Origin of the sequence: Phyllobacterium chamaecytisi, assembly GCF_020164455.1 — a bacterium.
GTDB classification, from domain to species: Bacteria; Pseudomonadota; Alphaproteobacteria; order Rhizobiales; family Rhizobiaceae; genus Phyllobacterium; species Phyllobacterium chamaecytisi.
This window is the reverse complement of sequence record NZ_JAIQWW010000004.1, coordinates 195,235-217,613: the sequence shown is the minus strand read 5'-3', so window position 1 is coordinate 217,613 and position 22,379 is coordinate 195,235. Positions and strand designations below refer to the sequence as shown.

Genomic DNA, 22,379 nt, shown 5'->3' with positions numbered 1-22,379 from the left:
CTGTTCCATTTTTTTGCGATCCATGTTCTAGTTTTGTTCTCAGCTGAGAACTTGTAACCATGCGTAAACCGACCCACACCGAAAAGCTTTATCTGGATTTCGACAGCTTCTTTGCCAGCGCCGAGCAACAGCTCAATCCGGCGCTGCAAGGACGCCCGGTTGCAGTGGTGCCGCTGGACTCGCCTCATACGAGTGTCATCGCCGCCAGCCGGCAGGCGAAACCGTTCGGCATCAAGACGGGGACGAGCGTTGCCGAGGCAAAGCAGAAATGTCCGGACATCGTCTTCATCGAGGCACGACCGGACATATACGTAAAGTTGCATAATCGCATCCTTGAGACGATCGAGCGCTGCGTGCCGATCGCCGCCGTCCGCTCCATCGACGAGGTCGCTTGCAGCCTCCTGCAATCGGAAGCTCGCGACGCGCCGGGGCTGGCGGTGCGGATCAAGCGCGCCTTGCATGATGAGATCGGCCCGATCCTCACCTGTTCGATCGGCATTTCCGTCAACGAGCTTCTGGCCAAGATCGCGGCGGAAATGGACAAGCCGGACGGCTTCGTGCTGCTCGACCATGCGGATTTGCCGGGGCGCCTGTTCGATCTGGAACTGCGCGACCTGCCGGGCATCTCCAAAGGCATGACGGCGCGCCTCGGCGAGGCGGGGGTCAGCGACATCAGGGGGTTGTGGGACCTCGCGCCGAAGCACGCCCGCGCCATCTGGAACAGCGTCGAAGGCGAGCGCTTCGTTGCGGCGCTGCATGGCTACGCGGTGGAAAGGCCGGAGACGATCAAGCGCATGTTCGGCCATGGCCGCAACCTGCCGCCGGACTGGCGTGCGCCGGAAAAGGTGCTGCAATGCGCAAGGCTGCTCAGCTTGAGCGCCGCCCGCCGTCTGCGCCGCTCGCATTACCGCGCCGGGGCGATGAGCTATACGGTCGGCGTCAGGCGCGACAGCCGCGTGACGCTGGAAGGCCAGTTCCGCCCGGCGCGCGACGATCATACTTTCCTGAATTGTCTCAATGAGTTACATGCGAGAATGATTGCGGCGGGTGAGATGCGCAATATCAGCTCGGTCACGGTGGTGCTGCATGACCTGTCGGCCGAGGAGGAGGCCAGCCGCGACCTGTTCGACACCGGCGCGAGTGTGAGGCAGCGCGGCCAGTGGGAACGCGTCTCGGACGTGCTCGACAAGATACGCGTGCGGCATGGGTCGAAGGCGCTCAACCTTGGCCCGAACAACGGCCCGGGCAATTATATCGGTTCCAAGATCGCATTCGGGCGCATACCGGAACCGGAGGATTTTTGATAGCGGCGCCTTATCTCCCCCCTTGTGGGGGAGAAAGCGATTTCAGCATCTTAGCACTTGCTAAGTGCTAGAAATCGCCAGAGAGGGGATTTCCAATCATCTTAATACCCCCTCACTTGGATTTTTCCAAGGATTTAGCAAAGAGGCTAAATCCAGGAAAATCCTTTCTCTCCCACAAGGGGAGAGATAACCCAGTCGGACCGCCGCAAAGCGGATGTCAAAGCGCGGCCACCATGCTAAAGCGGGTGCAGGTCCGAATCCGCACAAGAGGAGACAGATATGGGTATCGTGAAACTGGCTGCCGCCCTTGTGGCCTTATCCATGCTTGCCGGCTGCAATAGCACGAGCTCGCGCAACAGCTGGCAGACCCGTGTGGAGGACTATTTCATGAACCCGGCCCGGTCCTGCGCATCCGGCTATTATGATTGCACGCTTCGCAGCAGCAACAGGACGCGCGACCAGACCCACAACCGGCACTGACATCATGTGCGATGCGGCGAGGGCTCAACCCGCCGGCGGCGGCAAGGCCGCGATCTGTTCCTGCAGCCGCAGGAACGGACCGGGGCTGAGCTCCGCCGGCTGCATGTAGGGGTTGGAGAAGGCGTAGATGAGAAACAGGATAACGCCGGTATAGGCGCCGAACAGTGAGATCAGCACGACATTGCGGCGCGTCGGCGGATAGGAATAATAGGCCAGCGCGATGAAGATCATCCCGGAAATGGCGGCGAACCAGAATATGCCGCTGAGGGCATCGGCAACTGTGCTCTCGCGCTTGGTGCGGCTTTCCGAGACAAGGTAAATCCGGTCGAGCATGTGGTTGCGCAGGCTTTGCTGGCGCGGATTTGTCGGCACCAGATCGAGGATCGCGCGATAGGCTTCATCCCACTGTGTCCAGGCTTCGGGCGAAAGCCGGTTGGTCTCGCCGAGCCCACGCCACTCCTTGTCGATGACGACGCGGATATAATCGGAAAGCTCCTTCTGGATCTTCACCTTCTCGGTGTCGCCATAGCGCCCGGCGTCGAAATAGATGTCGGCGATGGCATTGGCCTCGGTGGCGGTCTGAAGCCGGAGCTGCTGGTAGCTGAACATTTCCTGCGCAAAAACCAGCGCAAGGATCAGCCCATGCAGGGCGGAGACACGGAAGACGACGGAACTTGCCAGATCCCTTTCATGGTTCTCGTGCTCATTGCCACTCATCCACCGCATGAGGAAATAGCAGGCGAGGGTCAGCGCAATCGTTCCGCCGACGAATATGGCACCGATAAAAATCCCCAACACCATGCGTGTCTCCCGCCAGAGGTTGGTCGCGCGCGTTGAAAGGCGCAAACGCAACGAACCGATACAACCGATGGTATTCCCCGGGGAGCAATGTACGGGGTTTTGGCGGAAACGCTACTGGAAGGATTAGGAGGGCACACTATACGGATAATCCGGGATAAGGATTCAGGGGCGTTGGTCATCGAATATTTACTTTGGGCGAGCCATTCGCGAAAAGTAGTTTATAACTGCATCAGATCAAATTTGAGTCTTCATTCATGTCAAACTACTTCAACGATAGCCCTATCGAAAATCCCGACGACGATCGTTACGGAATAACGCCATTTGCAGAAGCGATCGCCAAAAGTATATTAAATATTGAGAAGCCTATCGGCACGACCATTGCGCTTAACGGTCCATGGGGCGCGGGCAAAAGCAGCGCGGTAAATCTCATTCGCAGAAAACTGAAGGAAAATCAAAATGATAAGCTTGTCATAACAGACTTCAAATGTTGGTGGTATAGAGGAGATGAGGCATTAGCCCTTGCCTTTCTTCAAAATCTGCACACGGTGCTAAAGAATAGTTTAGGAGATAAGGTCAAGAACCTCATTCCTAACATTACGCAGCGCGTACTCCAGGCAGGACCCGTCATCGGTCAAGCTGTGTCCTTAGCGAGCGGGCAAGCTTGGGCTGCGTCATTGATACCTGGCACCTCTAATTTTCTCGCTACGTTTTTCCCGAAAGGCGAAACAGTCGAGACGACTTTCCGAAAACTTGCCAAAATACTAGAAGAGGAAAATCGCCGCTTCTTGATAATTATTGACGATATTGATCGTTTGAGTCCGGAAGAGGCCTTGGCTGTGTTTCGCCTGCTAAAGTCAGTCGGACATCTCCCCAACTTGATTTATCTGCTCGTTTTCGACAGGGAGCTCGCGGATAAAGCAGTTCAGGAGAGATATCCGTCTGAAGGCCCCCATTTTCTTGAGAAAATTATTCAAGCTGGTTTCGATTTGCCGGCCCCACTTCAGGTCGATCTCAACCAAGCCGTCCTTGCCTCTGTTCAAGAAGTCTGCGGCGCACCCCAGGAGTCACAGCTTCGCCGGTTTATGAACGTTTTTTATGATGTTGTCGCACCATACATGACAACGCCGCGACACATTGCTCGATTTCAGAATGCCATCAGTGTCACGTGGCCCGCTATTGCCGATGAGGTGGATCTGGCTGATTTCATAGCACTAGAAACGCTACGTCTTTATGAGCCCGGTATGTTCAAAGTAATACGCCTTGAGAAACAAAACATATGTGGGACTCGACAACAAGACGACCCTGATCATCGGGACGAAACTCGCTTTGCTAAGCTTCTTCAAAACGTTCCAGATAGTCGGCGTGAGACAGTGCAGATTGCTTTACAGCGGATTTTCCCCAGACTTGAGGCCGTCGGCTATAGCGGCGATTGGGCCAGTCAATGGGATATGGAACGCCGCATTTGTGTCGACACACACTTCGATACTTATTTCCGACTGTCACTCAGTGAAGAGGCGCTATCTTCAAGCCAGATCAATAATTTAATTCAGAATGCAGACGATACTAAATTCATAAAAGATACATTCAAACGCGCTGCCCTGACTGCTCGCAGAGGTGATAAATCGATGGTTCCGATATATCTTGACGAACTAACGACACATGCGCGCCGGGTCGACACGTCGAAAGTTGAACTAATGTTGCAGGCACTTTTCGAGGTACATGACGAGATTGATCTCAAAAAGGATGCAGGAACGGGCTTTGGTGAACTCGCAAATGCTACGATGCAATTTCATTGGCTAATTCGTCGGTTGACGGAGAAACGTTTTACAATCTTAGAGCGCACTGACGTTTATCTATCTGCACTGAGAACTGCATCTTTGGGCTGGTTAGTTGATTTTGTCTCGTCGGCGATAAGTGATTACCGGCCAACTGACGGGGTAACAATAAGAGAAGAGGACTGTCTCGTCACAGAGGAGGCACTTGCATCTCTAAAGACAAAGGCTCTTGATGCGATCCGTACGGCGGCCGGGAATGGAGAATTAATTCAACACAAGGACTTGCTGTTTATTCTCTACCGTTGGAGAGATTTTTGCGACGATAACGCGGCAGAAGTCCGATCTTGGACTGACGGGCAACTTGAGAACGATAACGCACTTGTCGCATTGGCAGGTTCAATGAGTAGCCGGTCATGGTCCATGGGGATCGGAGGTTTTGGTGGCTTGGGTGATCGCGTTTCCATGGCCTCAACAATTGTACAAATTAAACGCGATATAGATATACTCGATCCAGTAACCTTTCGCGCAGGCTTGGAGCGCATCCGAAAGGAGAATGCATTGGACAAATGTTCCCTGGAAACAGTGGCGATTTTCTTGGATGCGTGGGACCAAAAAAATCGCGTTGAACGAGTATAATATCCTATGTTTCTTCTGTCCTCGTACGAATGAAACGCCCTATCATTCATAGCCAACCCTGGCCATCGCCCCTGCCTCCACCGTATCCAGCTCGGCCTCAAGCCCATCCTCCATTTGCCGTTGATCTTATCGCAACTACCGCAACTTAACAGTTACGTACTTGCCGTTTTCTCCTGACGCGGGTTCAATTGTCTCAGGCATTTTGCGGGCCCCGTCTGTCATGCATAGCAGCGCCGCAGCTGAACCGGCGAGGATGAGCGCTACAAGAAACGGTCACGGCTAATTTGGTAGCTGTCTGTGCTTCGGTCGAGGATTTGCATGAAAACGTTCAGGCGTGTCGCCGGGGATTTTGTGACCGATGTGCATGCCGATGCTTCTAACCCAGCTTTTCAAATCACAAAGGACCTCCCATCATGTCGGACAAGCCTAAAGAAGGCCTCGATCGCCGCGACTTCATGATCGCATCCATTGCCACGGTCGGCGCGTCGGCTGCCCTCGCCGTCAACGCTGGCGCTGCGAACGCCCAGGACACGGCGGCACCGGCTGCGCCGCAGGCAACCGTCTATACCGGTGATGTGGTGCAGGGGAAGAAGGTCGTCAGTACGCTCGACGTCAATGACCTCGAGCCCGGCCAGAAGCATTTTTTGTATTTTCAGGGTGTGCAGATGCCCACGGGCCAGCAGCGGTATGCGTCTGTGATTGTCGCCAGGGGCGCAAAGCCGGGCAAGCGCGTCGTTCTGGTCAGCGGCGTGCATGGCGACGAGATGAGTTCCGTGCATACGGTCCACACCGTGATGAACCAACTCGATCCGGCGCAGATGTCCGGCACGGTGATGGCGGTCACGGACGTGTCTGGCCCGGCCATCGAAGCCATGCAGCGCAGGTGGCCCAATTCGGGCAGGGGGCCCGATCTCGTCGACATGAACCGGGTGTGGCCCGGAAACGAGAACGGTGCCACCGCGACCAGCCGGCACGCCGGGCTGCTGTTCAACCGGCTTTTCCGGCCCAACGCCGACGTCGCGATCGACTTCCACACCGGGACAACCGGTTTCGAGGTCTCCGCATTCAATATTGCCAGCATGGATGTGCCCGAGATCAAGGCAATCGTGGACCTTTATCCCGTCGGGCAGATTTTCGACAATCACACCTATCCCGGCGTCCTGCATAATGCGTTTATCGACGCGGGCATTCCGTCCTTCTGCCCGGAGGTCGGCGCTGCGCGTGTCCTCGACCTCGAAATGATCGCCCAGTTCGTGGAAGGCACGATGAACGTTCTCAAGCATCATGGCATCCTTGCCGGGCCTATGGGACGCACCGGCAAGGACGCGGGTGTCTTTGTCGGCAACAGCGCGTTTCCGATTCTGGCAACGGAGGGCGGGTTCGTCGAGCATCTGGTCAAGCTCAACGACAAGGTCGAAGCGGGACAGAAGGTAGCCATCCAGCGCAACAGCTTCGGCGAAGTGGTTGCGGAGTACACCACAAGCGTGGCTGGAGAGGTGGCGGGCCTGCGCAGCGATGTATCGTGCGAGCCCGGCAACCCCTTGACATTTATCCTGTACCACAAGGCGCCGCCGGAGGGTGTCGAGTCTTATCCCGAGTAGTTCACCGATCAAAAGGGGGAATGCAGATGACAAGACTTATCAAGACGCTTGTGGCAGTCACGCTGTGGTTCTTTGCTATCGGCATTGGCAGTGCGCCGCCCGTGCTCGAGGCAAATGCACAGGCAGCCGAAGATACATCGATAAGGCCGTTCACTATCCATGTGCCCGAGGAGGAGCTTACCCAGCTCAAACGCCGGATCCAGGAGACGCGCTGGCCCGACCCGGAGACGGTGACCGATCAATCCCAGGGCATACAGCTCGCGAAGCTCAAGCCGCTGGTCGAATATTGGGGTAGCGACTACGACTGGCGCAAGGTGGAAGCAAGGGTGAATGCCCTGCCGCAGTTCACCACCAGGATCGACGGGATCGATATTTACTTCATTCACGTTCGCTCGAAGCATCCGAACGCCCTGCCTGTGATCATCACCCATGGCTGGCCGGGATCCGTGTTCGAACAGCTCAAGATCATCGATCCGCTGACGAATCCAACCGCCCATGGCGGGCAGCCCGAGGATGCGTTCGATGTGATCATTCCGTCGATGCCCGGCTATGGCTTTTCCGGCAAGCCGACGGACACCGGTTGGGGTCCCGACCGGACCGCGAAAATCTGGGCGGAACTGATGAAGCGCCTCGGCTACACGCGCTACGTTGCACAGGGCGGCGACTGGGGCTCCCCGGTCTCGAGCGCGATGGCGCGCCAGGCTCCGGAAGGTCTGCTCGGCATCCACATCAACTTGCCGGCGATCGTACCACCCGAGATCGCGGCAGTGCTTGCTGTCGGCGGGCCTGCGCCTGAGGGATTGACCGAGAAGGAACGCGAGACATTCGACGCGCTTGCCGCGGCCGGCAAAATGGGGAACAGGTCCTATGCGACGATGATGGGCACGCGGCCGCAGACGGTCGGCTATGCCATCACGGACTCGCCAGCCGGCCTCGCCGCATGGATGCTCGGGCATCCAGGCTTTTCCAGATGGACATACAGCAACGACGATCCCGAAAAATCTGTCGACGAAGTGCTGGACGACGTCACGCTGTACTGGCTGACGAACAGCGCGACCTCCTCGGGCCGGCTCTACTGGGAATATGGCGGTGGACGCAGTCCCGCGCTGTCGGCCGGCGAGATGACCTCCGAAATAGCGCTGCCGGTGGCGATCACGGTATTTCCTTTCGAAAACTATCGCGCCCCCGAGACCTGGGCCCGGCGCGCCTATCGCAACCTGATCTACTTCCACGAGGTCGACAAGGGCGGTCACTTCGCCGCGTGGGAACAGCCGGAGCTTTTCAGCGCAGAGCTGCGAGCTGCGTTCAAATCGCTGCGCCAGTAGCAAGCAATCAGGACTTCGTACCACCAGCCCGGACCAACTCGGCCATGGCGCGCGCCTCCGTCGTAGGCTGATCGGCTTCGAGCCCGTCCGCGACGCCCGTGCGGTCGTTCTCGGGGCGGTTCTGGCTGACCTTCCACTTGCCTTCGATCTCGGCGATCTCGATCTCGATGCCGACAATACCTTTTAGCTGCGAGTCGATATAGGTTTCCGGCGCGTCGTTCACTGCCCATGGCGCGGCCCGCGGCGCTTCGTTGCGGGCGGTGAGGGCGGAGACGTGGGTCCGCAGCCAGTCGCGATCCTCGATGATTTTCGCCATGCCGCGCACCTGCACGATGGCATAATTCCATGTGGGCACGACCTTGCCGGTTTCCTGCTTGGTCGCATACCAGGAGGGCGTCACATAGGTCTGCGGGCCTTGAAAGACGATGAGCACGCGGCCGTCACTCGCAAGCTGGCGCCATTGCGGGTTGGCGCGGGCGACATGGGCGAAGAGCGTGCCCTTCGGCGACGCCTCTGCATTGAGCAGGAAGGGAATGGCATTGGCGTTCGGGCCGTCTTCGCCGCTGTTGATCAACAGGCCAAGTGGATGCTCCTTGATGAGCGCGTGCTGGATTTCGAGCCTCTCCTCGCGGAAATGCGGCGGCTGGTACATGGGATGCTCCTTGGTATTCTTGCTCCGGAGTGTGCATCAGGACCAGGCTTGGTACAAGGCGGGGTGAGGCGCCTTGTGCAGGGTTTCACGCGGCCTGCCTGCCATAGGCGATGATGAAGGCGATGAGCGCACCGATATTGGCGAAGGTGCGCACATGGTTCCACGGCAGCCACTCGGCGAGATAGCGGGTCCACAGGGCGGCGCCTTCCGGGCTCGCTGGCGAGACGGCGGCGAGCGCATCATTGAGCGGGACGTTGAACACCATGGTGATGACGATCACACCGGCAAGATAGAGCAGGCTGCCGGCAAGCAGCCATGCCGAGCCCGGCTCCGCCCAGCGCAGGACGCCGGCGATGCCGAGCCCAAGGCAAAGCACGGCCGTGCCGAAGAAGGCGAGGCTGAACGTGGCATTGAGGATCGTCACGTTGATCGAATTCATGGCGGCGATGCCCTGTTCGGGCGGCAGTTTTGCCAGCGCCGTCATGATGAAGCTGGAGAAGGCGAAGAACAGGCCGGCCATCAGACCGCTGCCAAGCGTGGCAAGGAGGGTGAGGAGCGGGATGAGGGCGATCATCGCGCGCCCTCCCAGATGCCGGTTGCGGTGGCTTCGCTGGCATACGCGGTGAAATCGCGCGGCGCGCGGCCGAGCGCCTGCTGGACGCCGTCGGTCAAATATTCGTTGCGCCCGTCGAGCACCACGGTGAAGAGCTCATTGACGAGCGCGGCGATATCGGCGGGCACCTGTTCCTGCGCGAGACCTTGCATGAATTCTTCCGGGCTGATGGTGGCGTAATTTATAGGGCGCCCGGTGGCCTTGGCAATCTCGGCCGTGGCTTCGGCGAAGGTCAGGGCGCGTGGGCCGGTGACCTCATAGAGTTGGCCGATATGGCGATCATCGGTGAGTGCGGCGGTGACGATATCGGCGATGTCATCGGCATGGATGAAGGGTTCGCGCACCGTGCTGACCGGCAGCGCCATCTCGCCGGCGAGGATCGAGCCGAGCAGCATGCTTTCGCTGAAGTTCTGCATGAACCAGCTGGCGCGGACAATGGTCCAATCGGCGCCGGAGGCTTGCAGCATCTGCTCGGCGTGCTGGGCTTCGGGCTCGCCGCGGCCGGAGAGGAGGACGAGACGCTTGACGCCCTTGGCGACAGCGAGGCGGGCGAGATCGCCTATGGCTTCGGCAGCGCCCGGCGCGGCGAGGTCGGGATAATAGGTGATGTAGGCGGCCGAGACGCATTCGAGGGCGGGTGCCCAGGTTTCGGGGTTCTCCCAATCGAAGGCGGGGCTGGCATTGCGCGAACCGATACGCACGGGAACACCCTGTGCGGTCAGACGTTCGGCGACGCGGCGGCCGGTCTTGCCGGTGCCGCCGATGATCAGAACGGGGAATTTCGAGGTGCGGAAGGTGGTCATTTTCATCTCCTCTTGGATCCCGTCTTGAAACTCTACTGCGGCGGTCATCTGCCGCGGTTTTCTGCGCTTCCGGTTCTCACGTACTTTACGTACGCTGCGCTCCGGTTCTCGAAAACCACGTCATATGTCTCGCCGCAGCGACTTTCTAAACGGGCTCTTAAACATGAGCAAGTCTCATATTTGCAAATGTGATAAATCCTCATATTATAGGAGTCAAGCAAAATATGAGGAATACTCATGAATGAGATTGGGCCAATCGAGGGCGTACGGCGCGAGCCGACACAAAAACGCAGCCGCGAGCGGGTGGAGCGGATACTGAGTTGCGCCTCGACGCTCATCGAGAAGAGCGGCAGCGATGCCATGCGCATGAGCGACGTGGCGGAGATGGCGGGGATTTCGATCGGTTCACTCTACCAGTACTTTCCCGACAAGGGTGCGATCATCCGCACGCTGGCGGAGCGCTACAATGTGCTTGGCCAGCAATGTATCTCGGAAGGCCTGCAGGATGTGCAGGGCAAGCAAGGTTTGCGGCTGGCGTTCGGCGAATTGATCGATGTCTACTACGCGATGTTCCTCGCCGAGCCGGTGATGCGCGACATCTGGTCGGGAACGCAGGCTGACAAGGCGCTGCGCGATATCAGTCTTGCCGACAGCCGCATCAATGGCGCGGTGCTGGCGGCGGCGCGGGCGCGGGTCGACCCCAAGGCGGACCGCGACGAACTGGAGGCGTCGAGCTTTCTGATCATGCAGCTCGGCGAGGCAACGATGCGCCTTGCGATCTCGGTTGAGCGCGAGGAGGGTGACGCGCTGGTCGAGCATTTCAAGCACATGGTGCTGCGCGAGATGATGGAGGGGTGAGATGCCGGCGGGCACATTGACTTACGTGGTGGTCATACAGTCTTAGTATCGCAGTGGGGCGAATGGGGTAGAATCAGGGTGTCAGAAGCAGTCGACGCGTTCCTAAAGAAGTGGCAGGGGCTGGAAGGCGGGCAGGAGCGGGCCAATTATGCGATGTTTCTGAGTGAGCTTTGCGATGTTCTGGAGGTACCGCGTCCACAACCAGCCTCAGCTATCAGTGAAACCAATGATTATGTCTTCGAACGGGTGGTCCGGGAGGCAGGGCGCGACGGCGCTGCCTCGAATAAACGGATCGACCTCTACAAACGTGATTGTTTCATCCTCGAAGCCAAACAAAGCCGCTATTCCGGCGACAAGAAGCTCGCGGATGAACCGGCGGCGCCAAAACTTCCCGGATTTGAAACGGCTCCACTTGGACGCAGAAGCGCGAACCGGGCTTGGGATGTGCTGATGCTGAATGCGCGGAGCCAAGCGGAGAACTATGTCCGCCTTCTGCCGGCCTCGCATGAACCGCCACCCTTCGTGCTCATCTGCGATGTCGGCCATTGCATCGAGGTCTATGCAAATTTCCGCCGCGACGGAAAAGCTTACGACCAGTTTCCGGACCGGCGATCCCTTCCGCATCTACCTGGAAGACTTGCGCGACAAGGATGTGCGCGAGCGGCTGAAAGCAATCTGGACAGCGCCGCTTGAGCTTGATCCGTCGCGTCATGCGGCCAAGGTTACGCGCGAGATTGCGACGCGCATTGCCAAGGTTTCAAAGGCGCTGGAGGAGGCGGGACACGCAACTGAAGAAGTGGCGATGTTCCTGATGCGAGTATTGTTCACCATGTTTGCCGAGGATGTGGAACTCCTGCCCAAAGATAGCTTCAAGGAGCTTCTCAAGGATTGTGCGCAAAAGCCTGAAATCTTCTCCGGGATGATGGAGGATTTGTGGAAGGCAATGGATGAGGGGGAGTTTGCGGCTGGAATTCGCGTAAAGGTGAAGAAGTTCAACGGCGAGTTTTTTAAAAACCGGCGGGCGCTGAAACTCGCCAAGGAAGAAATCGGCGAGCTTGCGGCGGCTGCCACCTATGATTGGAAGGATGTCGAGCCAGCGATCTTCGGCACCTTTCTCGAACAGGCTCTTGACCCAACTGACCGCCGCCGCCTCGGAGCGCATTATACGCCGCGGGCCTATGTCGAGCGGCTGGTGATTGCGACCATCATCGATCCGTTGCGCGCCGAATGGGGACAGGTGCTTTCCACTGCCGAGCGGCAGAATGCGGAAGGCCGCAATGATGCGGCGGTAAAAACCGTACAGGAATTCCATAACCGCTTATGCGAAACGCGTGTGCTGGACCCTGCCTGCGGCACCGGCAATTTCCTCTATGTCTCGCTGGAGCTGATGAAGCGGCTGGAGGGCGAAGTGCTGGAAGCTCTCGCCGATCTTGGCGGACAGGATGTGCTGAAACTTTCGAGCCACACGGTCGACCCGCATCAGTTCCTTGGCATGGAGCTTAACCCGCGAGCGGCGGCGATAGCGGAACTCGTACTGTGGATCGGCCATCTGCAGTGGCATTTCCGCACCAAGGGGGCGGCACCATCGGAGCCGATCCTGCGCGCGTTTCACAATATCCAGTGCATGGATGCGGTTCTGAAATGGGATGGATATCCGCTGCCGCGTTTTGTGGACGGCAAGGAGACCTATCCGAACCCGCGCCGCCCGGACTGGCCCAAGGCGGATTATATCGTCGGCAACCCGCCTTTCGTTGGAGGCAAGGATATGCGCGCCCGCATGGGCAGCGCTTACGCCGAAGCGCTGTGGAAGGCCCACAAGCATATGAATGAAAGCGCCGATTTCGTCATGTACTGGTGGGATCGCTCAGCGGAGATTCTGTTGCGGAAGGGTTCGGGGCTTGAGCGTTTTGGCTACGTGACCACCAACTCCATCAGTCAGGTATTCCAGCGTCGGGTGATGGAACCGCATCTCAATGCCAAGAAGCCGCTATCGCTGGTCATGGCTATTCCAGACCACCCGTGGACCAAGGTGACGAGAGATAGTGCTGCCGTCCGCATTGCCATGACTGTGGTCGAGACTGGCAAGTTCGATGGACTGCTAATGGAGGTCACTGCGGAAGAAGGGGTAGATACTGATGGCCCGGTGATCTTGTTTGCCGAGAAGCGCGGTAAGATCAACTCGGATTTGACGGTTGGTGCGGACGTGACGGCGGCCGTCGAACTGACGTCAAATTTTGGTATTTGCTCGCCGGGCATGAAGCTCCACGGCTCTGGGTTTATCATTTCATTGCCTGAGGCTGAACATCTGGGTCTTGGGAGGCGGGAGGGTTTGGAAGACCATGTCCGCATTTACCGAAATGGCCGAGATCTCATGGATAGGCCACGCGGTGTCATGGCGATCGATCTTTTTGGTTTAACAGCCGAGCAAGTGCGCAATCGTTTTCCGGAGGTTTATCAGCACGTCAAGCTTGAAGTTAAAGAGAAGATCGAAATCGTGGATGGCAAAGAAAAGAAAGTGGGCCGTGACTGGAATAATCGGGAGAGTTACCGCGATAGCTGGTGGATTTTTGGGGAACCTCGCAAGGATCTGCGACCGGCCCTGTCCAATCTTTCGCGCTATATTGCCACTGTTGAAACGGCCAAACACCGAGTTTTTCAATTTCTCGACACCAAGATTCTTCCAGACAACCGGCTGATCTGTTTTGGACTTTCAACCGGGTTTGCAATTGGAGTATTGTCCTCGTTGATCCATGTAAATTGGGCGTTAGCTACCGGCGGAACACTTGAGGATCGTCCGATATACACTAAGTCGAAAGGGTTCGACCCCTTCCCATTTCCCGATGCAAACGAAGCGCAGATATCCGCCATCGGCGCCGTTGCCGAAGAACTCGACGCCCATCGCAAACGCGTTCTGGCTGAACACGAACACCTCACGCTGACCGGCCTTTACAACGTGCTGGAACGCTTGAGGGCAGGTACCAAACCCGCCGATCTCGATGCCAAGGAGCGCCGTATCTTCGATGATGGGTTGGTGTTGATTCTGAAGGAATTGCACGAGCGGCTCGATGTGGCTGTCGCCGAGGCGTATGGCTGGCCGGTCGATTTGCCGGAGGAAGAAGTGCTTTCTCGTCTCGTTGCGCTGAACAAGGAGCGCGTTAGGGAAGAAAAGCGAGGGCTGGTGCGCTGGTTGCGCCCAGACTACCAGATACCGCGCTTCGGTTCGGAGAAAGAAAAGGCCAAGCAGATCGAGGCTGATTTCGGACCTGAAGCCGCCATCGTGAAATCCGGTGCAAAGCCTGCATTCCCTGCCGACGACATCGCGCAGACGGCTCTTGTCATGAATGCGTTGATCGAGAGTGGCGGTGAACTGGATGCCACGCGTATCGCCGCTGGTTTCAAACAGGGGCAGAAAGCGCGTCCGGCGGTTTCGAGCGTGCTCATCTCGCTGTACCGGATGGGGCTGATCTCAACAACCGATGGCGGCAAGACATTCTCCTATCGCCGTGCTGCGTGAGATTTTGCGCTTCTCGTGAGATGGCAGGAACCCTTGCCGGCGCAATGGTATCGCTACCTGACCTGCTATAAGATATGGCGGGAGCCGTCGTGCTCCTTGTTTTTACGCAATTCCGGACGGAAAAACCGCTTCACACTTTTCCTGGAATTGCTCTCGGGGGCCGGGCATGGAGCGCCGTCTTGCAGCCGTTTTGATTGCTGATGTCGTCGGTTACAGCCATTTGAGCCAGATCGACGAGGAGGGAACGCGCGCCCGTTTTCAGGATGACCTCAGCGAAGTCCTCGAGCCGAACATCGCCGAGTATAATGGGCGGCTGGTCAAGACAATGGGTGACGGCCTGCTGGTCGAGTTCCAAAGCGTGGTCGCCGCATTGCGTTGTGCGGTCGAGGTGCAGCGCGAAAAGGCTGAGCGCAATGCTGCCGTGCCAAAGGAAAAGCGTCTGGTTTTTCGCATTGGTGTCAATCTCGGGGACATCATGGTCGAGGGCGAGGATATTCACGGCGACGGCGTCAATATTGCCGACCGGATACAGACGCTCGCGGAACCTGGCGGCATTGCGATTTCCGGAACGACCTATGATCAGGTGAAATCGAAGCTCCCGATTGGCTATGTGTCGCTCGGTGAGCAGATGGTCAAAAACATCGCCGAGCCGATCCGGGTATATCGCGTCGTGCTCGACCCTGCCGGAGCGGGCAAGACAGTCGGCGCCCGCAGACGCTTGCGCCGATGGCGCGTGCCAGCCGTCGCAGTCCTTGTTTTGACGTTGCTCGGCGCAGGATTGCTGTGGTGGAGACCTGCGCAGTTGTTCCAGCCTGCGTCACTAGTCGAGCGATTTGCCTATCCGCTGCCGGACAAGCCTTCGGTGGCTGTCCTGCCTTTCATCAATGTGAGCGGCGACACGGATCATGACCACCTTGCGGCGGGACTGACAGACGATCTCATCACCGAGCTCTCAAAGGTCTCTGGCCTGTTCGTGATCGCCCGTCATTCGGTTTTCGCCATCCATGATACGGCCGGAAAGATTCAGGATGTGGCGGCGGAACTCGGCGTTCATTACGTTCTTGAGGGGACCTTGCAGCGTGCAGATTCCCGGCTGCGGATCAACGTCAAGCTGATCGATGCGCTTACCGGTCTTTCTTTGTGGGCTGAGCGATATGATCGCCAATATGCCGACCTTTTCGCGGTTCAGGACGATGTCATCGGCAAGATCATTTCTGCGCTTGAAGTCAAGCTGAGCGAAGGCGAGCGTGACCAGCTGGCGCGCATACCGACCGAGAATCTCGAGGCCTATGACTATTATCTTCGAGCGGAACAGGAGGGCTTTTATTACAGCGACGTCGATACTTACCGGCGAACCTTGTCATACTACCAGAAGGCACTCGATCTCGATCCAAATTTCGCCAATGCCCATGCAGGCATCGCCCGCGTGGCAGTGGATGTCTGGCGCAACGATTACAACTATCTCTGGTCGGCTGCGGTGGCGCGAAAGATCGCCTACGACGCAGCGGGTCAGGCCCTGAAGCTGGATCCAAATAACGCTCGTGCGCATACGGTGCTCGCGCTTCTGCAGCTGGTCGACGGGCGCGAGACAGAGGCGAGGGATTCCGCCAACAGGGCGGTTGCGGCACAGCCGAACGACGCGGAGATTGTCGGCAATCTTGCCCTTATCCTGGCACAGACCGGCAGCCACGCGCAGGCGATGACCGAGATGGAAAAGGCGTTGCGGCTCGATCCCACACCACCGCCAAGCCTTCAGTTGCTTGCTGGTATTGTTTTTTACACGGCGCGCGACAGCGAACGGGCGGTTCCCCTGATGGAGACCGCGCGCGATGCTCTTCCCAAGGCGGAGCCCGCACGTGAATATCTTGCTGCCGCCTATGTGGATCGTGGCGACCGGACACTTGCATCCCGGGAAACGGGAAAATTGCTGGAACTGTTTCCAGACACCAATCTGACCTATTACGGCTATCTCTATGATTATTGGCGGGAAGACGATCTGCGCCATCATCTGAACGGGCTGCGCGCTGCCGGGGTGCCCGAGTGGCCGTTCGGCTTTGAAGCCAATCCAGCCGACCAGGTCGGTGAGGCGGAATTGAGGGCGATGGTCAACGACAAGACCTGGACGGGCAAGCACAAGAACGGCACCGAGTTCATCCAGTATTTCGACACGGCCGGAAACACCGCATACCGCAGCGCCAACACGAATATAACCGGCTTGATCGAAGTTCGCGGCAATCGCCTATGCGAGCGGTTCGGGGGCTATTTCCTGGATCGGATGGTCTGCGGCTATGTTTACCGCAATACGGCGCCGGAGCAGCGCGACGCGAAATATGTTCATGTCACGCCGCGCGCCTTGATGTATTTTTCCATTACCCCTTGAGGTACCTGTCAGTTCGCGGGGGCCTTCTGCCAATCCGTCTGCAACTTCTCTGCAACGAGCGTGTGCTCCACATCCGACCAGTGCTTGCGCGAGTCGGTGAGCTTGGTCGGGTTCTTTTCAAACCCATCCGCGGCTCCCGGATCATAGCTTATGTACAGTTTGCCTTCGATGATCCGCCAGGCTTTCGGGTCGACATTGGTCGTGACCGTCCCGAACGAAACGCCGTCTGCGCAATAGCCGCCATATTGCGGAGCATATTTTGCAGGTTCTGCGATGAAGAGGTCTCTATTTTCTGCGCTGGCAAACTGCCATGTAGCGCCAAGCCAGCGGTATGAGTACTTGTCGGAGCCCTGGACAGCCTGGTTCTGCGTGAAATAGGCGACCGGGTCATAGCCCTTGATTGCCACGTCGCCGAAATAGCCGGTGTTGACGAGTTCTTCGGCCCCGGCAGGCGGCGTGAACGAGAGCAGCATCACGGCCGCAGCCATAGATGCAGCAATTTGAAACTTGCGTTTCAAGCGGTGTTCCAGCATTTCAGTTTCTCCCTTATCCCGGTGCGGTGTTACCGGCGACCAGCCGTCATTTGCGCTTGGTGCACTCGGTAAAAAGCCATTGGCCGACCAGATCGGCCTTCTGGCATTCAGCGCCCGCCTTCATCAGCAGGGCAGCCGCATCCCAATGTTCCCGCCATCCAGCCTGGGTGAGTGGCGTATAACCGTTGCGTTCTTTTGGTTCGACTTCAGCCTTGTTGGTCAATAGAAATGCGACCACATCGGCATGGCCTTCTTCGGCCGCAGCGTGCAGAGGTGTCATGTGATAGAAGTTCTTTTCGTCATTGATTGCTGCACCCTTCGCAACCAGCAACTTTACCGTATCGAGATTTCCGCTATAGGCAGCAGCGTGCAAAGCCGTCAGCCCGCCTTTGTTGCGAATTTCGATGTTCGAGCCGCGTTCAAGCAAAATAGCCACCACGTCCCGCTTTCCGGCAAGCGATGCAATAAGCAGAACCGGCTCGCCGGCATCATCCGGTTGCGCAATGTCGGCACCCTGATCCAGCAATTGTTTAACGGTTGCGACATCGCCATTTTTGGCGGCGTCATGCAGCGGCCCCGCCAGCGCGGACGAGACCCCCAACATTCCTCCGATAAATGCAACGCAAAAAAAGTTCACCGAACGTCCCCCGTCTCAGCATCCATGAGCGGAACGCGGGAAAGTATCACATTGGGCCTTGGACCGGAATTAACCCGTAGGGATTAGGATGTGTGATATTCACGCCATGACGGTCTGCAAACGGCATTTTTCTCCGATCCGGTGCTCACGTACCATAAGTACGCTCCGCTCCGCTTCTCGAAAACCACCGTTTTCGCCTCGTCATGATCGTGAATCTCGACACATCCCGGCATTCAGCCTGCGTGCGCGCTGATGATCGCATCGGCCTCTTTCCCATAAAGTTCTTCGAAATGATCGAAGTTCTTCGAAAATGTGCCGATGCCCTGTGTCGCGGAGCGCAGCGAGCGCGCCAGTTCGTCGAGTGCACTGCCGGGAATGAGCGCGCGGAAAACATCCCATCCCTTGGCGCTTTCATCGCGGTCGAAGCCCAGGACCTGGCCCTTGAAGGCGGAGACGATCGGCACAAGACTGCCGGAGTAAATGGAAGGAATGTGGATCTCCACACGGAAGATTGGCTGCATGAGCACGGCGGATGCCTGGGCCAGCGCGTCCCGCACCCCCATTTTGCCCGCGGCCCGGAATGCGAATTCGGAACTATCCACGGAATGGTGCTGGCCGTCGGTCAGCGTTACGCCGACATCGATGACTCTAAGACCCAGTGGGCCTTTCTCCATCGCTTCGCGAGCTCCGGCCTCGACTGCGGGAATGAAATTGCGCGGAACAGCACCACCTTTGACCGTTTCACCGAAGCTGAAGCCTTCGCCGCGTTCATTTGGGTGGATGCTCAGCTTCACATCGGCGAATTGTCCGGCACCGCCGGTCTGTTTGCGATGGCGGTAGTGAACATCCGATGTTTTCGAGATCGTCTCGCGATAAACCGGGCTCGGTTGGCGGTCGGTTACGTTGACATGAAAGACTTCCGCCAGGGTCTTGCAGAGATCACGCAAATGCACCGGTCCCTGAACGCAAATCAGTTGGGCGCCGGTCCCTTCCTCCTGCATGACCTTGAGGCCGTGATCGGTCTCTGCGAGCTTTGCCAGCGTTTCGGAGAGCTTGGTTTCGTCCCGTTCGCTGTCGGGTACCAATATGCGTTCCAGCATGGGGGTAGGCGGCGTTGTCCATGCCGGCGATGCGACGGCTGCATCGGGTGTCAGCAGCGATGGAACAGGCAGGTGGTCCGATTTGACAGTGGCGAAAACGTCGCCGGGGAGTATCGCCACTGAAACGGGTTTGCCGGTTCCAGAATCCTGCACTGGTCCCAAACGGGAGCCGGCAAGCAGGGACCCTTGCTTGAGGCCATCACTGAGAGCACGGACAAGCACTGTCTTGCCGACGTTCTGGCGGTGGTAGGCGTGAAAGCTCACGCCGACCAACGCCGCCTCTTTGATGTTGGTGGCCGCTGCAAGGCGCGCGCGAAGAGCATCGTATTGCGGCGCTTCGTGGCGCAGCGCCTTCATCAGGCGCATTATGCCGTTGCTATGGCTTGCGGCGCCGACGAGAACGGGGATGATCCTGTTTTCCCGCAGAACGCGCGACGAGATGGCATAGATAGCATCGCTGGCCGGTTCGCGGTCTTCGATGAGTTCCTCCAGCAGCCAGTCGTCGAATTCGGAGAGATGTTCGAGAAGTTCGGCACGCGCTTCGTGTTCGCGTTCCACAACATCAGTGGGTATCTCGACCAGTGCGGATGTCTGGCCCTCGCGGTAGCGCCAGGCACGCTCCGAAATGAGGTCGCAACTGCCGACGATCTTGTCGCCTTCGCGGATGGGGATCTGCCGCAGGAGCAAAGTGTGGCTGGCAAAGTCCTGGAGCGAGGCTATGACGTCTCTGAGCCGCCCCCTTGGTTCGTCCATCCGGTTCACGAACACGATGCACGGTGTTCCCGAAGCTTCGATCGCCCGCAGGTAGGGAGCCGCAAGAACAGCTTCCTCGGGGTTTGGCGACACACACAAGATGCAGGCATCACTGGCTAAAAGCGCATGCTGGGCGTGGGCCAGGGCCTCACCCGATCCAGGCGCATCCAGCGCACACCATGCTTCGTTCCCGAACTCGAATTCCGTCAGGCCCAATCCGTATGGAGAGATGGATTTTTTCGATGCACCTTCCAGTGCGGCCAGTTTTTCCACGAGCGTGGATTTCCCGGCCTGCGAGGGACCGAGTACCGTAAAGCAGCGCATGGCGTTCCTCCCTGCCACGAACAACAAACTCCAGTGCTAGGATGCCCCAGACTGGCGCAAAGCGCTAGGGTGGCACTATCAAAGCTCGATTGTTTTCGCGCCAACGTGGGTCGATCGCCCGGCGCCCCAACCGAACAGGGCCGCTCCAAGCCCGAGAAGGACGAATAGCACAGCTGTGGCGGCGAAACTCCCGGTGAGGCTGTGAATAAGCCCGACCAGAAGCGGACCGGTCGCGGCAAGCATATAGCCGATGCATTGTGCCATGCCGGAAAGATGCGACGCCACGTGTGCATTCGGTGATCGCAAAACAATAATGGTCATGGCTATGGCAATCAGTCCGCCTTGACCAAGCCCTTGGACGAAAGCCCACACCCAGACCGTTGACAAGGGTGCGAACAGAAAACCGAGCAGGCCGGTGACCGCCAGCGTAACGAGCGCTACATTGAGGAGGCGCTGGTCCCTGCAGCGCACTGCGATCGACGGAACGAGGAGGCAGGCAAAAACCTGCGCCATGACCGACACGGATACCACGACGCCCGCTGTAACGCCGTCGAGCCCGCGCTCGCGCAGGATCGGCGATAGCCAGCCGAAAACGCAGTAAGCCAAGGCCGATTGCAGCCCCATGAACAGGGTGACCTTCCAGGCAAGTCGATCGCGCCAGAGACCTTCAACCCTGAAGCCGGCATGTTTTGTGCGGACTTTCCTGAAGAATGCATGCGGGAACCAGATCACCGCGACAATTATGGCCGGCAGCGCCCATGCACCAAGCGCCAGGGACCAGGAGCCGCCGAGCACGCGCTGCAAGGGCAGAGTGAAACCGGCTGCGCTGGCTGCTCCTGCACAGAGCGCCATGGTATAAAGGCCGGTCATCATGCCGGTTCTCGAGGCGAAGTCGCGTTTCACAAGGCCCGGAAGCAGAACGTTGCCGACGGCAATACAGGAACCGGCAAGGGCAGTCCCGAAGAACAGCAATGGCAGCGAGCCGAAGCCGCGCAACGCGGTGCCCAATGCAAGAAGCAGCAGCACGGCAAGCAGCGTGCGTTCGGCGCCGATGCGCTGTGCCAGCCTTGGCGCGAGCGGGGCGAAGACGCCAAGGCAGACGACGGGCAGGGTTGTCAGAACGCCGGCGCCGAAAGAGGACAGCCCCGTCTGTTCAATGATCTCCGGCAAGAGCGCAGAAGCGCTGGAAAAGACCGGACGGAGATTGAAGGCGATGAGGACGAGGCTCAACCCCGTGACGATCTGTGCGGCACGGCTTGCAAAAACCGGAGGCCTGGGCTGTGGAACGCTGTCGGCTTCGGCATCGATCAATTGCTCGCTGGCGATATCCTGTGGTCCGGAGCTGTGGGATATATGCTGGTTCATGATGCGAGAAGCCGATCGAGTTCAAGAAGAATGGGAGCCATGAAAGCCCGGGTGGTGAGAGTTGCTTTCTCCGGATCGCCCGAGGCGATGGCATCGATGATGGCGGAATGGGCAGCCATATCGGGTTCAGGGAGTTCGCCGGTTACCGTGGCCTTGATGATTTCCTGGGTCGAAGTCGAGAAGAACTCGTAGACCTCGATGAGTGCGCTGTTTCCGGAAGCGGCAACAACCGCCTTGTGAAATGCAAGGTCCTGTTCGACATAGCGATCATGATCGGCGGGGTTGTACTCGCCGCGATCGCCAAGCATTTGCCGAAGTTCTGCGACGACCTCCGGTGTATGTCGCGTTGCCGCAAGGCGCGCGGCCTCTACTTCGAGCGCACAACGCGTCTCGACCTGATCGCGAAGCCCGGTTCGCCGGATTCGGAGCAGACTGTCCTCCGCGTCGATCGCCGAGCGGACGTAAGTGCCTGAGCCCTGTCTGGTTTCAAGGATGCCCTGAGAAACGAGGACGCGAACGGCTTCCCGCACGGTGCCGCGACTGACGCCCAGCATGTCGGCAAGCGTCGCTTCATTCGGGATGCGCTCTCCTATCTGCCAGCGGCTGGTGGTGATTTCAGCGCGAATATTCTGAATCGCGGTGTCTGCAAGATTGGTACGCACGGCGGGCTGCATGAGGATAATTCCTAAAGTCATCTGATGACTTAATGAATAATCTTGACGTTTGGCTTTGTCAACCGAACGACATATCACTGCCTAAGGCGCGAAAGACTTGCCTCATTGGGCAGTTTGCACTAGCCAGTATGGCGAGACCTATTGCAAATCCATCCTGATGGACATCTGACGCGATTTTCTGCGCTTCCGGTGCTCATGGACGAAAATGTCCACTGCGCTCCGGTTCTCGAAAACCACATCAGCTGTCTCAT

General features: G+C 58.2%; 18 protein-coding genes. 9 read left to right on the top strand and 9 right to left on the bottom strand.

From position 1 onward, the window contains the following. Positions 1-59: 59 nt before the first annotated feature. Both LB462_RS08395 and LB462_RS08390 read left to right on the top strand, forming a co-directional pair. Positions 60-1,304 (top strand): Y-family DNA polymerase, encoded by a 1,245-nt coding sequence (locus LB462_RS08395; protein WP_224506857.1) that lies wholly within the window; start codon positions 60-62, stop codon positions 1,302-1,304. Positions 1,305-1,583: 279 nt separating this feature from the next. Then, the gene (locus LB462_RS08390; protein ID WP_224506856.1) at positions 1,584-1,784 is read left to right on the top strand and encodes a hypothetical protein; all 201 of its coding nucleotides are present in this window, start codon (positions 1,584-1,586) and stop codon (positions 1,782-1,784) included. Between the two features lie 24 nt (positions 1,785-1,808). On the opposite strand, the gene LB462_RS08385 is transcribed toward LB462_RS08390, so the two are convergent. Next, positions 1,809-2,585 carry a bestrophin-like domain gene (locus LB462_RS08385; RefSeq protein ID WP_224506853.1) on the bottom strand — a complete coding sequence of 259 codons (777 nt, stop codon included), beginning with the start codon at positions 2,583-2,585 and terminating at the stop codon, positions 1,809-1,811. A 254-nt stretch (positions 2,586-2,839) separates the two neighbouring features. Here LB462_RS08385 and LB462_RS08380 point away from each other — a divergent pair, with 254 nt between their 5' ends. From LB462_RS08380 to LB462_RS08370, 3 genes are all read left to right on the top strand, one after another. Further along, complete coding sequence (locus LB462_RS08380) at positions 2,840-4,996, top strand: KAP family P-loop NTPase fold protein (protein WP_224506852.1); 2,157 nt, start codon at positions 2,840-2,842, stop codon at positions 4,994-4,996. A 413-nt stretch (positions 4,997-5,409) separates the two neighbouring features. After that, on the top strand, positions 5,410-6,597 hold the full coding sequence (locus tag LB462_RS08375) for a M14 family metallopeptidase (RefSeq protein ID WP_224506850.1): 1,188 nt from the start codon (positions 5,410-5,412) through the stop codon (positions 6,595-6,597). Positions 6,598-6,623: 26 nt separating this feature from the next. Continuing rightward, positions 6,624-7,922 carry an epoxide hydrolase family protein gene (locus tag LB462_RS08370; protein WP_224506848.1) on the top strand — a complete coding sequence of 433 codons (1,299 nt, stop codon included), beginning with the start codon at positions 6,624-6,626 and terminating at the stop codon, positions 7,920-7,922. A gap of 7 nt (positions 7,923-7,929) precedes the next feature. Here the strand turns inward: LB462_RS08370 and LB462_RS08365 are convergent, their stop codons facing one another. The 3 genes from LB462_RS08365 to LB462_RS08355 all read right to left on the bottom strand — a co-directional run bounded on the left by LB462_RS08365 (position 7,930) and on the right by LB462_RS08355 (position 9,990). Beyond that, positions 7,930-8,574, bottom strand: coding sequence for an FMN-binding negative transcriptional regulator (locus tag LB462_RS08365; RefSeq protein ID WP_224506846.1), 645 nt, complete (start codon positions 8,572-8,574; stop codon positions 7,930-7,932). Between the two features lie 85 nt (positions 8,575-8,659). After that, on the bottom strand, positions 8,660-9,148 hold the full coding sequence (locus tag LB462_RS08360; RefSeq protein WP_224506844.1) for an anthrone oxygenase family protein: 489 nt from the start codon (positions 9,146-9,148) through the stop codon (positions 8,660-8,662). Beyond that, complete coding sequence (locus LB462_RS08355) at positions 9,145-9,990, bottom strand: NmrA family NAD(P)-binding protein (protein WP_224506842.1); 846 nt, start codon at positions 9,988-9,990, stop codon at positions 9,145-9,147. The genes LB462_RS08360 and LB462_RS08355 overlap by 4 nt, the downstream gene beginning before the upstream one ends. 237 nt (positions 9,991-10,227) lie before the next feature. Here LB462_RS08355 and LB462_RS08350 point away from each other — a divergent pair, with 237 nt between their 5' ends. The 4 genes from LB462_RS08350 to LB462_RS08340 all read left to right on the top strand — a co-directional run bounded on the left by LB462_RS08350 (position 10,228) and on the right by LB462_RS08340 (position 16,742). Further along, complete coding sequence (locus tag LB462_RS08350) at positions 10,228-10,848, top strand: TetR/AcrR family transcriptional regulator (protein WP_224506841.1); 621 nt, start codon at positions 10,228-10,230, stop codon at positions 10,846-10,848. A 78-nt stretch (positions 10,849-10,926) separates the two neighbouring features. Further along, complete coding sequence (locus LB462_RS31405; RefSeq protein ID WP_370637092.1) at positions 10,927-11,541, top strand: type IIL restriction-modification enzyme MmeI; 615 nt, start codon at positions 10,927-10,929, stop codon at positions 11,539-11,541. A gap of 109 nt (positions 11,542-11,650) precedes the next feature. Then, positions 11,651-14,362, top strand: coding sequence for a class I SAM-dependent DNA methyltransferase (locus tag LB462_RS08345; protein ID WP_370637099.1), 2,712 nt, complete (start codon positions 11,651-11,653; stop codon positions 14,360-14,362). A gap of 166 nt (positions 14,363-14,528) precedes the next feature. Further along, a complete protein-coding gene (locus tag LB462_RS08340) occupies positions 14,529-16,742 on the top strand; it encodes an adenylate/guanylate cyclase domain-containing protein (RefSeq protein ID WP_224506839.1) in 2,214 nt (737 codons plus the stop codon). Positions 16,743-16,750: 8 nt separating this feature from the next. Here the strand turns inward: LB462_RS08340 and LB462_RS08335 are convergent, their stop codons facing one another. The 5 genes from LB462_RS08335 to LB462_RS08315 all read right to left on the bottom strand — a co-directional run bounded on the left by LB462_RS08335 (position 16,751) and on the right by LB462_RS08315 (position 22,128). Continuing rightward, positions 16,751-17,275 carry a YHS domain-containing (seleno)protein gene (locus LB462_RS08335; RefSeq protein WP_224506838.1) on the bottom strand — a complete coding sequence of 175 codons (525 nt, stop codon included), beginning with the start codon at positions 17,273-17,275 and terminating at the stop codon, positions 16,751-16,753. A gap of 46 nt (positions 17,276-17,321) precedes the next feature. Next, on the bottom strand, positions 17,322-17,879 hold the full coding sequence (locus LB462_RS08330) for an ankyrin repeat domain-containing protein (RefSeq protein ID WP_224506836.1): 558 nt from the start codon (positions 17,877-17,879) through the stop codon (positions 17,322-17,324). 266 nt (positions 17,880-18,145) lie between these two features. Beyond that, positions 18,146-20,089 carry an elongation factor G gene (locus tag LB462_RS08325; RefSeq protein ID WP_224506834.1) on the bottom strand — a complete coding sequence of 648 codons (1,944 nt, stop codon included), beginning with the start codon at positions 20,087-20,089 and terminating at the stop codon, positions 18,146-18,148. 78 nt (positions 20,090-20,167) lie between these two features. Next, a complete protein-coding gene (locus LB462_RS08320) occupies positions 20,168-21,454 on the bottom strand; it encodes a CynX/NimT family MFS transporter (RefSeq protein WP_224506832.1) in 1,287 nt (428 codons plus the stop codon). Further along, entirely contained in the window at positions 21,451-22,128 is a 678-nt protein-coding gene (locus tag LB462_RS08315; protein ID WP_224506830.1) for a FadR/GntR family transcriptional regulator, read from the bottom strand. Before LB462_RS08315 ends, LB462_RS08320 begins: the two co-directional genes overlap by 4 nt. Positions 22,129-22,379 lie beyond the last annotated feature (251 nt).

What these genes read in the sequence shown, in the direction of transcription:
- LB462_RS08385 (WP_224506853.1), bottom strand. Translation starts at nt 2,585, where the DNA reads ATGGTGTTGGGGATTTTTATCGGTGCCATATTCGTCGGCGGAACGATT.
- LB462_RS08380 (WP_224506852.1), top strand. Translation starts at nt 2,840, where the DNA reads ATGTCAAACTACTTCAACGATAGCCCTATCGAAAATCCCGACGACGAT.
- LB462_RS08375 (WP_224506850.1), top strand. Translation starts at nt 5,410, where the DNA reads ATGTCGGACAAGCCTAAAGAAGGCCTCGATCGCCGCGACTTCATGATC.
- LB462_RS08390 (WP_224506856.1), top strand. Translation starts at nt 1,584, where the DNA reads ATGGGTATCGTGAAACTGGCTGCCGCCCTTGTGGCCTTATCCATGCTT.
- LB462_RS08335 (WP_224506838.1), bottom strand. Translation starts at nt 17,275, where the DNA reads ATGCTGGAACACCGCTTGAAACGCAAGTTTCAAATTGCTGCATCTATG.
- LB462_RS08325 (WP_224506834.1), bottom strand. Translation starts at nt 20,089, where the DNA reads ATGCGCTGCTTTACGGTACTCGGTCCCTCGCAGGCCGGGAAATCCACG.
- LB462_RS08365 (WP_224506846.1), bottom strand. Translation starts at nt 8,574, where the DNA reads ATGTACCAGCCGCCGCATTTCCGCGAGGAGAGGCTCGAAATCCAGCAC.
- LB462_RS08395 (WP_224506857.1), top strand. Translation starts at nt 60, where the DNA reads ATGCGTAAACCGACCCACACCGAAAAGCTTTATCTGGATTTCGACAGC.
- LB462_RS08345 (WP_370637099.1), top strand. Translation starts at nt 11,651, where the DNA reads ATGTTCCTGATGCGAGTATTGTTCACCATGTTTGCCGAGGATGTGGAA.
- LB462_RS08370 (WP_224506848.1), top strand. Translation starts at nt 6,624, where the DNA reads ATGACAAGACTTATCAAGACGCTTGTGGCAGTCACGCTGTGGTTCTTT.
- LB462_RS08320 (WP_224506832.1), bottom strand. Translation starts at nt 21,454, where the DNA reads ATGAACCAGCATATATCCCACAGCTCCGGACCACAGGATATCGCCAGC.
- LB462_RS08340 (WP_224506839.1), top strand. Translation starts at nt 14,529, where the DNA reads ATGGAGCGCCGTCTTGCAGCCGTTTTGATTGCTGATGTCGTCGGTTAC.
- LB462_RS08360 (WP_224506844.1), bottom strand. Translation starts at nt 9,148, where the DNA reads ATGATCGCCCTCATCCCGCTCCTCACCCTCCTTGCCACGCTTGGCAGC.
- LB462_RS08355 (WP_224506842.1), bottom strand. Translation starts at nt 9,990, where the DNA reads ATGACCACCTTCCGCACCTCGAAATTCCCCGTTCTGATCATCGGCGGC.
- LB462_RS08330 (WP_224506836.1), bottom strand. Translation starts at nt 17,879, where the DNA reads ATGTTGGGGGTCTCGTCCGCGCTGGCGGGGCCGCTGCATGACGCCGCC.
- LB462_RS08315 (WP_224506830.1), bottom strand. Translation starts at nt 22,128, where the DNA reads ATGCAGCCCGCCGTGCGTACCAATCTTGCAGACACCGCGATTCAGAAT.
- LB462_RS08350 (WP_224506841.1), top strand. Translation starts at nt 10,228, where the DNA reads ATGAATGAGATTGGGCCAATCGAGGGCGTACGGCGCGAGCCGACACAA.